Annotated in this window: 6 protein-coding genes and 1 pseudogene; 1 reads left to right on the top strand and 6 read right to left on the bottom strand. The window is 51.7% G+C overall.

The annotated features are described in order from the left end of the window. Positions 1-2: 2 nt before the first annotated feature. Positions 3-1,318, bottom strand: a pseudogene (locus BWI93_RS12100) (SusD/RagB family nutrient-binding outer membrane lipoprotein); the annotation flags it as partial. A gap of 5 nt (positions 1,319-1,323) precedes the next feature. After that, a complete protein-coding gene (locus tag BWI93_RS12095) occupies positions 1,324-4,482 on the bottom strand; it encodes a SusC/RagA family TonB-linked outer membrane protein (protein ID WP_094811614.1) in 3,159 nt (1,052 codons plus the stop codon). 346 nt (positions 4,483-4,828) lie between these two features. On the opposite strand from BWI93_RS12095, the gene BWI93_RS12090 reads away from it, so the two are divergent. After that, on the top strand, positions 4,829-6,964 hold the full coding sequence (locus BWI93_RS12090; RefSeq protein ID WP_094811612.1) for an FUSC family membrane protein: 2,136 nt from the start codon (positions 4,829-4,831) through the stop codon (positions 6,962-6,964). Between the two features lie 228 nt (positions 6,965-7,192). On the opposite strand, the gene BWI93_RS12085 is transcribed toward BWI93_RS12090, so the two are convergent. Genes BWI93_RS12085 through BWI93_RS12070 form a run of 4 tightly spaced genes read right to left on the bottom strand, consistent with a single transcriptional unit; the run spans position 7,193 to position 13,045 of the window. Further along, entirely contained in the window at positions 7,193-7,393 is a 201-nt protein-coding gene (locus BWI93_RS12085; RefSeq protein WP_094811610.1) for a hypothetical protein, read from the bottom strand. A gap of 55 nt (positions 7,394-7,448) precedes the next feature. Further along, positions 7,449-8,351, bottom strand: coding sequence for a serine hydrolase (locus BWI93_RS12080; RefSeq protein WP_094811608.1), 903 nt, complete (start codon positions 8,349-8,351; stop codon positions 7,449-7,451). Between the two features lie 51 nt (positions 8,352-8,402). Next, positions 8,403-9,722 carry a vanadium-dependent haloperoxidase gene (locus BWI93_RS12075; protein ID WP_094811606.1) on the bottom strand — a complete coding sequence of 440 codons (1,320 nt, stop codon included), beginning with the start codon at positions 9,720-9,722 and terminating at the stop codon, positions 8,403-8,405. After that, on the bottom strand, positions 9,719-13,045 hold the full coding sequence (locus BWI93_RS12070; protein ID WP_255157819.1) for a VCBS repeat-containing protein: 3,327 nt from the start codon (positions 13,043-13,045) through the stop codon (positions 9,719-9,721). Before BWI93_RS12070 ends, BWI93_RS12075 begins: the two co-directional genes overlap by 4 nt. Positions 13,046-13,141 lie beyond the last annotated feature (96 nt).

Genomic DNA, 13,141 nt, shown 5'->3' with positions numbered 1-13,141 from the left:
AGTACGGGGTAGCCCGTCCGGCGTTTTTCAAACCAGGATTGATAATCGACAAAAAGGAAGCATAGTACTTCTGAAGCATGACTTGCTCAAACTGGGTTTCGGAGCTACTGGCGAAAGCAATGAGCGGATGCTCCAGAAAACCGGCGGGCAGACTCACGCCCCACTGTGTCATGGAGGCCGCAATACCCGCTTCGTAATGAGCTTTGGCTGTTTTTCCAGTGGTAAATCCTTTCAGGGCTAGTTCTGCCTTCATGAACTCTACTTCCGCGTAGGGCATCATCACGCCCAACTGAGGGAGCGTTTTGAGTACGTCGCTGTAGCTGGAATTGCGACCTACGGCGTATTCAACCGTGGTAGGGTAGCCACTCTCAATGCCCTGATACACCGGCACGCCGTTGACCGTCACGGGCAGGCACCATACCGTCCGACGGGGATCATTCGTAGCGTTCAGGGGGGCAAGGAAAAACTTGGTGAAGTAGTTGCCATCCCGCCAGTCTACCTGCCGGGCGTTGTAATTCGGGTTGTAGTACGGAAAGGTACCAGGGTAACGAAAAATAGCTTCATCCGCATTACTCGTAAAGACGGGATACTGAGTCGGATTCGCCAGTATGGTTGCGATCTGCTCCTTCACAGGTACGGTTCCGTCACGCTTGGACAGGCGGAGTAGTAAACGCAGTCGCAGGGAGTTGGCAAACTTTTTCCATTTGAGGATACCCGGACTGGTGCTGCCCGAAAGAGCATTAGCCGCGTAAACCAGATCACCGCCGTAAGTCAGGGCTTTGCGTTCGTCGAAGAGGGCATTGGCCGTTTCCAGATCTTTCAGCAATTGCGGATAAATGCTTTGCTGGGTATCAAAGCTGGGTTTTACCAGACCCTGAGCGGCCCTGGTCGATTCCGAATAGGGAATGTCTCCGTATAAATCCGTCAGAATCGAATACGCCCAGCTTTTATAAACCAGAGCAATAGCCTGATAATTAGGCTCCTGAAGACGTTGGGCGATCTGGGAGAGATCTTCAATATCCGTTAAAAAGCCGTAGAAGTTATTCCAGACGCCCGTACCCGGTCCGACCACGTAACGGTGCAGACCACCCCCACCGGCACTACCTCGGGGGGCATCTACCTGCATGAGTTCATGGGTAAAGTTACGGGCGGCTCCCGTAGAAGCATTTACGATGCGGTACTGCAACTGCCCAAGAAGTACACCCGGTGTAATTTCCTTGGGTCGGTTCAGGTCCGTATTCAGTTCCTGAAAGCCCTGCGTACAGCCAGCCGTCAGGAGTACAAGCAGTAGCCAGCGAAGATAGGATAAGCGAAACATCAGGCTTAGAGTTTAAGGGTTAAATTGGCCCCAATGACACGGGTGGATGGGAATTGAGCCAGTTCAACGCCCGGGGTGAGCGTACCGCCGTTTAGGTTACCCCCCTCGGGGTCAAAACCGGGAAACTTGGTGAAGTTGAACAGATCACGTCCGTAAAAGGCCAGACTGGTCTGGCGAAGCCCCGTTCGTTGGAGCCAGCGTTTGGGCAGGTTGAACTCCAGCCGCACTTCCCGGATTTTCAGGAAAGAAGCGTCGAAGATGTTGGTCTCGGCGTTGGTGATGGCGTAGTAATTATCGTAATAGGAGCTGGCTGCCACTTTTACCGTATTAGGGGTAAAACTGCCATCGGGCTGCTTCACGACCCCCTGACCAATGATACCATCCTCGCGGCCGGGAAGGGTTACGTTAGTTTTACCCAGCGTATTGTTTTTATGATTGGTCTGGGAAAACAGACTACCGCCTTTCTGGCCGTCGAGCAACACGCTCAAACGCACCCCGCGATAGCTGAATTCATTGAGCCAGCTGGCTTTCCAGTCCGCAAAAGCATTGCCCCACTTTTTGTTTTCGGGGTCCAGCGGAGCCGGAAGCCCTACGGATGAATAGATGATCTGACCATCGGGCGATCGTTGAAAACCCCGGCCGTACATATCGCCCATCAGCCCACCCACGCGGGCTTCGATGGAGACGTTGGTATTATGGTTGTAAATCACCTGATTGGTAATGCCCGCGGCCAGTTCGCGTACGTGGCTTCGGTTGCGTGACCACAACAGGGTCGAATTCCAGTTCCATTGACTGGTAGCCAGCGGTCGGCCCGTGAGTTTGAGTTCCAGCCCGCGGCTATTAATCAAACCCGCATTAATCAGAGCATTGGTATAGCCCGAAACCGGATCGAGGGGAATAGCCAGAATCTGATTGCGACTGCGGTTGTTATAATAGGCCACATCCAGTCCTACCCGATTGTTCAGCAACCGCACGTCCAGACCGAATTCATAACTCGAAGTAATCTCCGGTTTTAGGTTGGCATTGAACAGGGTCGTAGCATTGGTAAAACTGTTTCCGTAAATTTTATCGTAGTAGCGGTCGGTCTGGTAAGGACGGGTGTCATTCCCCACTTGAGCCCAGGAGGCCCGTAGCTTGGCAAAAGAAAAGCTTTGGGGCAGGGGCAGGAGCTCATGGAGCAGGAAGCTACTACTTACGGAAGGATAGAAAAAGGAGTTATTGCCGTAGGGAAGTGTACTGGACCAGTCATTACGGCCCGTCAGATCCACGAAGATTTTTTCGTCGAGGGAGAACTGAGCCGCCGCGTACAAACTGTTGATGGCTTTGCGGGTTTTCAAAGGATCCGCAACGGCCTGATCCAGACTGTTGGAGATTTGATAAATGCCGGGTTGAGCTAACTGATCGGCGTAGAGTCCGGCAAAATCATACAACTGTCGCATGGCATTTCCCCCGGCACTGGCATTCAGGTGTACGCGGGAACTGAGCTGATTTTTGTAACTCAAAAGAAAATCCGTGTTGGATTCGTAGCTAAAAACGTTTTGCTCCCGGTACATTCCACGGGGGTAACGCGTCATGGAGAAGGGACGTTGCTGCGAGCGAAACTCGTAGGACATGTCCAATCCCGAGCGTACAAGTAAATCAATATGATCCGAGAGCTGATACGTGGCCGAAAGCGTACCGATGACGCCGTGCTTGTTCATCTTATTGAGCATCTCGTACATGATCAAATACGGGTTGTCGGGCGTAGGGTTGAAGGGATTGCGTTGCTGTACCTGCTCCAGGCCCGTTGCCCAGTAGGGCTTAAACCATTCCGGACGAATATTCGGGGTTGTACCCAGAATCAGGAAGTACATCAGCGTCTGGTTGTTGTAACCGGCGGCGGGAAGGTTGTCACTCTTTTTGTTGGAGTAATTGACCCGCCCGTTGATTTTCAGCCGATCAGAAACCTTCTGATTCACGGATAGGGCCGCATTGATGCGTTCGAAGCCCGTATTGGGAATGATCCATTTGTTCTTCAGGTGCGTTAGCGAGAAGCGGGCCGAACCTTTGTCCGTACCACCTTCCAGGGAGAGGCTGTTGGAGTACGTCAGTCCCGTTTGGAAAAAGCCCGAGATATAATCCTTGTAAGGTATCCAGGGGGTACGTTCCGTGGGTTTGCCGTTGGGAGCGGCGGGATTGTACTGGTAGTAGGACTGTCCGTTAAACCTGGGCCCCCAGGCCCGGCCTGCGGCTACCGTGGTGGCGGTGTTCGGCCCGTCGGGACTATCCAGGTACGAAAAATAAGTACTCGTGCGGCCTTCACCGTATTCAAACTGGTAATCAGGCCAGCGGTTGACGCCTTCGATACTGACGTTGGAATTGACCGTCACTCCAATTCCCTGGTCTTTGCGGGCACCGGATTTCGTGGTAATGATCAGGGCACCGCCTGCGGCACGGCTGCCGTACAGGGCCGTAGCACCGGGGCCCTTCAAGACGGTAACATTTTCAATATCGTCAGGATTTAAATCGGACAAACTTGACCCGTAATCAACCGGACTGTCGGCGGAGAGGTGGGAGTTGTAACCCGTCCCTGTAATGCGGCTGCTAACGGGGACCCCATCGACAACAATCAGGGCCTGGTTGTTATCCAGGTTTAATGAAGATTCGCCCCGCAGGGTAATGCGGGCGGACCCCATCGGACCCGCACCCGTGCCCTGGATGTTTAGTCCCGCAACTTTTCCCGCCAGTGAATTGACCCAGTTGTTGGTCCGGGCATCTTTAACGACGTTCTCACTGAGACTTTGAGCCGCATAACCCAGGGATTTTTCCTCCCGTTTGATGCCCAGAGCCGTAACCACTACTTCCTGTAAGGCTAAAGGACTGGCTTTCAAACGCACGTTCAGTTGGGTACTGCTGCCAATGGCTACTTCGGCCGTAGCGTATCCCACGAAACTGAACACCAGCTGATCAGCGGGCGTTAAGGGGCGGGGAGGCCGTAGGGCAAACGTTCCGTTTGCCGTAGTCACGACACCTGTAGTCGTGCCTTTCAAAAGCACATTGACACCCGGTAGGAACTGGCCCTGCTCATCCGTGACTGTCCCCTGCAGAAGAGGGGTCTGACTCCAGCCGGGACTGGCTATCGAAAGCACGAGAAGAAGAAAGAAAAGAATAGAGGTTTGACGCATAAAAGGGATCTGGGGAAGGGTTTGAAACCGCAAAGCTAGACCCGTGATATGTCCTCAATGTGACGGGAATATAGCCAAATAGTGAACTTAACGTATAGCGTATTACCCCAAAAATCATTTTTGATTTGAGGTGTCCATAAACGAAGTTTTACCCGCTGTAGGGAGGCGTAAACGCCAGGGAAGTAACGTTCATCCGTAAGCTGAGAAGAATACGGGTCGATGCATACAGACAAGGAAACAGGGCACTTCTGCATGAAGTTTGTTAGTTTTGACTGGATTCCGTTTTGTCAGAAATTGGAATAGTGAGTCAGGGACTCCTGGCATTTGCCTTTTTTATATAGCCTGCATGAATCAAAAAAGACTCAAACAGCGGATCAGTAATTTTCTTACCGGAGAGTATTTTACGGATGCCCTCCGCATTACGCTTAGTATCATTACTCCCGCAGGGGTTCTATTTGCTTTAGGTTTAGCCCAGCCCGCTATTGGTGTTACCCTCGGGGCACTGCTCATTGCCCTGACCGACCTACGTGGAACGATAGAGGATAAACGCACGACTACCACCGTCAGCATTTTGCTGTTTTTTCTGGTATCGCTGATCTCCATTGCTGCTCTGCCTTATCCCTGGCTTATGGGGGCGGTCTTTTTTTTGATTACACTGGGGTGCTCCATGCTTACGGCTTACGGAAGCCGATTGTCAATGGCAGGTACTGCAGCCATTGTACTCATGATTTTTATCTGGGGACTCAACCCCACTGATTACTGGTTTTGCCTGTATCTGTTGATGGGTGGACTCTGGTATTACGCGATTAGCCTGCTGCATTTGTGGCTATGGCCCGAACGGTACCTTCGCTACGCCATTTCCGAGGCACTGCTTACTACCCATAATTATCTGCAAGTCAAAGCCCTGTTCTACGATACAGATCTTACGCTAAAAGATTGTTACAATCAAGCCATTCTGTCCCATACCCGTGTCAGCGAAGCCCAGCAGCAGTTACGCAGTATTCTGCTACGCGACAAAGCAGTCATGCATCAGGACAACCGAACGGGGCAGGTACTCTTGCACGTAGCCGAGAAGACCATTGATCTCTACGAACAGATCACGGCGATTCACTATGACTATGACTTTATACGAAATCAATTCGCAATTACCGGTGCCCTGGATCTGATTCAACAGATGATCCGTTTACTGGCGGCAGATATGCTTCATGTCAGCGAAATGAAACCCTTCTCGACGCGGCCGCAACAAGGGACACAAACCGACCGTCAGTTAACGCAACTAACGGCAAGATTCGAGTACCTGATCAAAAAAGAGAATGATTCTAACGCGGCCATTCTTTCCCAGCTACTGGCTAACCTTAAAAGTATTTACGCGGATATTCAGGAAATAGACCATACGCTTCGTAACGAAACCAACGTCATCATTCCCGCAAAAACCCAGGTAGAATACCAGCATTTTGCCCCTTTTGAAAAGCTGGAATGGAAGCAGCTGGTATCACATTTTAAAATTAGTTCGCCCATATTCCGGTTTTCGCTCCGCCTGGCAGTAACCTGTTTGTTTTGTTACCTGCTGGCTCAGGTATTTGTCTTGGGCAAATACAGCTACTGGATACTGATTACCGTGGTTGTTATCATTAAACCAGCCTTCAGTCTGACCCGGCAACGAAACATTCAGCGGCTTACGGGCACCCTGTTGGGGATTGTCCTGGCACTGGTTCTGCTCTATTTCGTTACAAACACGGCAATCCTGCTTGTGTTCGCTGCGGTGTTTCTGCTCGTTTACTTTACGTTCAACCGAACCCACCACCTCGTCAGTGTGATTGCTCTCACGCCGATGGTCATCAGTATCGTATACCTGTACGGGAATAGCGGCTGGGGCTTCGTTCTCGAACGAATCTACGATACGCTCATTGGCTGTGCCATTGCCTTTGGAGCCACTTACCTTTTCCCCTCCTGGGAATCCAGCCGCATGCTGTTTTTGTGCAGAGAATTGCTGAAATCCAATCTACATTACCTAGAAAAACTCGATGATGCACTCAGTGGAAAACCCATGAATGTGACGGCCTATAAACTGGCCCGCAAGAGTGTCTATCTGGGGCAGGCCAATCTATCCCAATCCTTTCAGCGAATGCTTAGAGAACCCGGTAATAAAGCCATTGTCTCCGAGTATATGTATCATTTTCAGATGCTGAATCATATGCTCAGTGCCCATATTGCCTCGCTGTTCAGGTCGCTTTCGATGCAGGACAACGCAGACCCATTCGCTGATCGGAACCGGGTGAAGGCGGTAAGGGACGTCCTGTTCCAGAGTCTGCTATTGTTGGATCCTTCACCCAGAGAAGCGACCCCTGATGATTCGGAGAACAGGCTCAGTGAATCCCTCCATCTTTCACCAGAAGAATACAAAGACCCGTTTTTTTCGCTGAAAACCATAGGCGGGCAAATCAGGCTTTGCTGCCTGGAACTTCGAACCGTGCTGGCCTGAGTGGCCAGGATATGCTTGTTGGTTTCAGTTGATCGTACGCATTGCATTCCTGCTTCATTCGTTCTGAAACGAGTCAAAAATTGAATATTAGCCGATCAGGTACTTGGTTCATCAACGACTAGAGAGGTATTCCCGGGTTTTTCGGAGAGCAACCGTTTTGTATCAATCCATACGCTGCAAAATAAAAAAGGCTGACGCTTGTCGTCAGCCTTCTGAATGGAGGAGGATTTAGCCTCCCACGTACCCTTTGATGATCGTAGTACCTTTGATGATTTCCGAAGCTGGAATAGAAGCAGGCCCGGCTTCGGTCTGGCAAATGATTGTATCGCCTTCCAGCTGGAGTACCTCCATGGCCTGCCCGTCGTTGATGAGTGCGTGGCCTTCTTCGGGTTTATGAATGACCTGATCGCCAATTTGTATTGTTTCCATACGCGTAGTACATAGGTTTAGTGTACGGGCATAAAAACGCGGACCAAGGCTTAGATCACCAGTTTTTGGAATCGGGTATCCATGTCGAACGGGGGTGGTAATACTTCCAGAGAAGGGCGGAAATTTTTCGCGTCAGCGTCCAGGCCTCGTTAGTGGCTTCCCAGCTTTCATCCCGGTTGTTTTTGGTGAAAATGGCACAGACGTAAGGATGCGGTCCGGCTACGTAAAAAACTTCACTACGACTTTGGTTAACGCAGCCGTGTTTATCCGCTACAAACACATCCGGGGGAATCTGCGATAACGCGTACTGATCCCAATACTGACGGCCCAACAGGCGAAGCATTTTCTCACTGATGGAAGGATTAATAAGTTTCCGTTCGGAAATAGCCGTAAACAGGCGGGCCATTTCCCGGGGCGATGTTTGTCCCCAACCATACCGATTGCGAATGGCTTCACGACCCGGCGTACGACTATTCACCCGCGTAACCTGATAACCCAGACTGTCCAGTACCTGATTGATACGCAAACCGCCCCCCGCTAACCCCTGTAACCACAAACTGGCCGTATTGTCGCTGGTACTGAGCATGAGTAAGAGCAGGCGACTGATTTCGATTTTTTCACCCGTTTTCATGGCATTGACTAAATCGGCTTCGTCGCTGGCTTTGTAACGCAGCGAATCCGTTAGCGTTACCGACTGGTGATAGTCAAGCTGCCCCCGCTGGATTTTGTCCATGATGCCCAATAGAATAGGAACTTTTACAATACTGGCCGTTGGGAAGATGGTATCGGCCCGGATGGCCGCGACAGAATGCGTTTTCAGGTCTTCGACGTAAATACCCAGATCCCCGTGGAAGTCTTTTACCAGCGTCTTGAGTTGTTTTTGCAGACGGGTATCCGTTTTCTGGGCCTGGGCGAAAGTAGTAGTTAAAAAGAGAAGAAATAGGAAAAGTCTAAACATGAAAGAACAGAATTTGATTACGCATTATGCCGATGAATCAGCAAAGTACCGCTATTTTTTCCACTTCACTTTCCGCAACAGGGCCTGGCCTACTGCGAATCCCTGTTGTTGGCCATTTACGATGGCTTCCCGGTAGTGGATGCCCCCGTACAAGCGACTGACAGCCGCTTCCTGAGCCGCCTGAGTAAACGAAGCGAAATGCCGCACGGGCAATCCGTAGGGTACTTCGGTACTGTCGTGAAAGGCTACGTTTGAGCCAAAGACCTGATCGAGCACTACAGCGGCGGCGGTGGAAATGACACTATGGCCACTGGGGTACTCCGGGAAGGGCGGCGTTTGCAGAATCGGTTTCCAGCTTTCGCTAATGTGAGCGTTTATATAGGTTTCGGGACGGATGACATTGTAGGTGTACTTATCCTGCCAGCAGGTGATAAAGCCGTCGAATATGGCGAGAGCCGTAAGGACGTAGGCGGAACTGGTTCGGTAAAGGTCCGTATGAAGCTGACGAGCCACCTGCCCGGCTATCGACATCCAGTGCCCATTGGGCGAAAGCTTCTTACTCCCGAAATGCATATGACCCTGCGTGTGCAGAAAGAAGGGGTTACAGTCCCAGTAATTGGCAATGAGTCGTTGCTCTTCGGTCAGGTGCAGGCCCGCCTGCTGCACATCCTGAGCTGAGTGGTAGAACGCACTTTCGGGGGAAATACTGTACACTGGAGGAGCTGACAACTGGTATTGCGTAGACGAATCCAGTACCATCGGTTTAATACGACCCCAGTAGGGCTCCACGGCGGGCATGTAAGCCGGCGGTGTAGGCAGCCACGATCCTTCTTTTTTAAGCGGTGCATACCGACGAAGGGAACGCGTTTGCTTGTACTGATCCGTACCCGCCCAGGCCAGGATATGCTGAGCCATTTGCTGCCCCATCGCTTTCGATTCACGGATTTCTTCCGCCGTATAACCTCGTTGCTGTACCCGCTTCCAGAGCGTTGCGGCTTCTTCTTCCAGGGCTTGTTCAGAGAAAACCAGACCTCTGCCGACCATGAGTAAGGCTTCCGTAGCCGCCAGCCCCGCCTGAGCGTGGGAGGTCTTTTGAACGGCAGGCGACGAAAGTCCGCGTAACTGCCCGGCCAGCGACTGGTAGGTTTTCGGTTCAAAACGCATCAGCGTTTCGTACGCGGCTACGTGAGCGTATACATAAATCCGGGAAGCCACGGGAGGCGAGAAAATATCGCTGACAATCACTCGCGTCAGGGCATCCTGAGCTTCATGAAAAAGGATGCGTTCGAAGGCTTCGCGGGTGTATTGGGCGAAACTTTGCTGGCCGAACAGACTGCTCAGTAAGATGATAACCAATCGTATTTTATTCATCGTTCGTAGCCAAAAAGAGAGCCGTCGTTAACAGTGAAATACAGGCGTTTCTGTCCCGCAGGCGTTGGGATGATCAGGCCCTGCCGCACATCGCCGCCCAGCCAAAGGCCCGATTCACGCGGGGAGATGGTCTGGAACTGACCCTTCCCATCGCCCTGTAAAATCAAACCAAAGCTGGCATCACAGGGACCGTGTTGCACCCGATACGGAGAAAAATTACCGGCGAGGAGAATATCCATTTTCCCGTCTTTATTCCAGTCGTCGAGCAAAAGTGTGCTCACGCGGGAAAACTGGGCTTCCATCGGAAATCGCACGAAACGGAACGTACCTTTTTCGTTAATAAATAGGCCGGAAGCCATTTCACAGGCTTCCACTACCCTGGCCTGAGCCAGTGCCGATTTGCTAAAGAGGTTTTCGACGGTGGCGTCTGCGTATTGGTGATACCGGGTAAACTTCTTTCGAAGGGGTACCACCTGGTCCAGCAGTTCGTCGCGGGATGCCGCCGGGTACGGTTTGCCCTGTACGTAATAAGTCCAGATGGGATCAATGATGCCGTCGCCGTCAATATCTCCGGCCACCACTCGCATGGGCTGATCGGGGCGGGGTTGGAATAGCGTATTCAAACCGGCATTTCCGGCCACAATATCCGTATCTCCGTCGCCGTCAATGTCCGCCAGTTGCAGCGAAGCCCACCAGCCCGTACTACCCGACAGACCCATCGCTTCCGTATGATTCTGAAAGGCTCCGTTGGTTTGCAGAAATACGCTAACGGGCATCCAGTCGCCCGCCAGTATCAGGTCGGGTTTCTGATCGCCATTCAGGTCCTTCCAGGCGGCGGTCTGTACCATGCCGATTTGACGACAGGCGGGTGCCAGAGCATCCGTAAGGTCCGTAAAGTGCGGCGTACCTCCTTTGGGCGTGTCGTTTCGCAGGAGATAACTCGGTGATGCCAAAGGAAAACTTCCCGCCTTCCCGCGACCACCCACAAAAACATCCAGATCGCCGTCACCCTCCAGATCAGCTATCGCAAGGGCCATTTTGCTGTCCCGCATGACGGGTAGTACGCCGGTGGGCGTTCGACTGAATTGTCCTTTCCCATCGTTGAGATAGAGCCGGTCCTGATACTCGGGTGCTCCAGATTCGTACTCATTGCCGCCGCTAACCACGTACAGATCCAGATCCGAATCCTGATCGGCATCAAAGAATAAGGCATTGACGTCTTCACTGGCAGCATCCGCCCGCCAGGGCTGGGCGGATGCCCGTGCGAAGCTACCGTTGGCCTGCTGTAACCAAAGCTCGCCGCTTTGATCCACGGCTCCACCCAGGAAGAGGTCTTCCCGACCGTCGCTGTTCACGTCACCTTTGGCCATCGCAGGCCCCAGCCGTGAAAGTTGGTACGGAATCAACACTTCTACCTTGAAATCAACAAAGTCGTTTTCCCGGTGTTTGTACGGAATCAGCGATGCCGTAGACAGGGGGCGAAACCAGGGCTGCGTCGCTATTTTTGACGGATCAGCCATTTTTTCGGTTTGGCGGGCATCCATAACCAGAAGCTGATCGGCCGCTGGATTACGAAGGCTGGATACCTTTCCATTGGGCCAGTATACCGTCACTCGCTGAATCTGACTGTCATCACCCAGTCCAAAATGCAGTACTGTTTCCACCGATGCCTGATACCCGCGAACGGGCGAAACCGTTTGTAACTGTTTCCCGGCTTTGGTTTCCAGAATCACTTTTGCACCGAGAGCCTGCGTATTCCCCGCCTCCCCATTTAGTCGTACGCGGAGGTAATGTTTCTGCTGGGTATTAGCCTGATTCTGGTATAGCGAAACCGGCTCATTTTGATGACAGATGACTAAGTCCAGATCACCATCGCCGTCAAAATCAGCGTAAGCACTGGCACCCGATACCGCGGGAGTCGTCATCCCCCAGGCCTGGGATTGATCCGTAAAGGTTAAATCATGATTATTTCGAAAAAGGTAGTTGATGAGTCGATTGGAGGGCATTCGTTTGACTAAATCCAGCGTCTGGAAATTCAGATTTCCCCGTCCCGCTTCTTTCAATTTCGTTTCAGCGACGGTGTATTTCATGAAATCCATGTCGGTGAAATCGCGGAGATAGCCGTTGGAAACGAACAGGTCTTTCCAGCCATCGTTGTCAAAATCCGCCAGCAGAGCCGACCAGCTCCAGTCGGTAGCGGCCACGCCCGAAAGCTGACCAATTTCACTGAAATGAAGCTCTCCCTGCGTATCGCTGCCCTGATTGAGTTGCAGCATATTTCGCATTTGCTGCCGAACGTATCCACTGTCAATCAGTAGTTTATAGGTGTCGTATTCGTCGGCACCTTTCAGCATTTTCTGGCGATGATTATCCGCCGGAAGCATATCCAGCGTGACGACATCGGGTAGGGTATCGTTATTAAAATCGGCCAGATCACAACCCATTGAAAACTTCGAGGTATGGGCCATGCTGGAACGGATGATTTCTTTGAAGCCCGTATGTTTTCCCGACGAATCATGTTGATTCAGGTATAAACAATCCTGTTCGGTATAGTCGCTGGTGGTATAGAGGTCGGGCCAGCCATCATTATTGAGATCGCTCACTCCTACACCTAAACCAAAGTTGATGGGATTATTGAGAATGCCTTCGGCCAGCGTCACGTCGGTAAAACGTCCTCCATCGTTACGAAGCAATAGATTTCCAAATCGGGCATCAGGTGTGCGACGCAGTTGACGCGTATTGAGCAGCGGATTAAAAGTATGGTTGGAGTGATTGAGAATGAAAGCGTCGAGGTCTCCATCACGGTCGTAATCCAAGAAAGTGGCCTGCGTCGTTTGGGTGCCGGGCAAGTCCAGTCCGTATTTGCGGGCTTGTTCGGTGAAGTAGGGTACACCGTCTTTGATCCCTTCATTAATAAACAATTCGTTTACCAGTTGCTCCGGTCCAAATTTGCCCGAATGGCAGACGTAGATATCAAGTCGCCCATCTCCATTCATATCAACCACGCTCACGCCAGTTCCCCAGGTACCATTTCCCGCAACGCCCGCCTGTGTTGTGACATTGCTGAACTTCCAGTCGCCCTGATTCAGGTATAATTGATGCGATACGGTATTGCCGGAAAAAAACAGGTCGGGCCGTCCATCACCGTCGAAATCACCGATGCCCACGCCATTACCATTGTAGAGATATTCGTAGCGGAAAATGTGCAGGGAATCCGTTTCCCGGATTTCATTCGTAAACGTTACCCCCGACTGACTAGCCGGAATTTTTACAAACAGGGGAGGAGGCGTACCGTGGAAGGCCAGCCAAAGGGGGAGTGCCATACCAATAAGCAGGCCTAACCCTAACTTGGAAGGGTTCATACGATAAAGTAAAGCTTGGGGTTAAAATGAAGTAATGTTAGGTTATAAAGCGGGGGG

This window comes from Siphonobacter sp. BAB-5385, from assembly GCF_002261125.1.
GTDB lineage: Bacteria > Bacteroidota > Bacteroidia > Cytophagales > Spirosomataceae > Siphonobacter.
The sequence above is the reverse complement of the archived record's forward strand: the minus strand, read 5'-3'. Positions and strand labels throughout refer to the sequence as shown.

Excerpts from the sequence above, each read along its gene's own strand:
- BWI93_RS12075 (WP_094811606.1), bottom strand. The coding sequence starts at position 9,722 with ATGAATAAAATACGATTGGTTATCATCTTACTGAGCAGTCTGTTCGGC.
- BWI93_RS12090 (WP_094811612.1), top strand. The coding sequence starts at position 4,829 with ATGAATCAAAAAAGACTCAAACAGCGGATCAGTAATTTTCTTACCGGA.
- BWI93_RS12095 (WP_094811614.1), bottom strand. The coding sequence starts at position 4,482 with ATGCGTCAAACCTCTATTCTTTTCTTTCTTCTTCTCGTGCTTTCGATA.
- BWI93_RS12085 (WP_094811610.1), bottom strand. The coding sequence starts at position 7,393 with ATGGAAACAATACAAATTGGCGATCAGGTCATTCATAAACCCGAAGAA.
- BWI93_RS12080 (WP_094811608.1), bottom strand. The coding sequence starts at position 8,351 with ATGTTTAGACTTTTCCTATTTCTTCTCTTTTTAACTACTACTTTCGCC.
- BWI93_RS12070 (WP_255157819.1), bottom strand. The coding sequence starts at position 13,045 with ATGGCACTCCCCCTTTGGCTGGCCTTCCACGGTACGCCTCCTCCCCTG.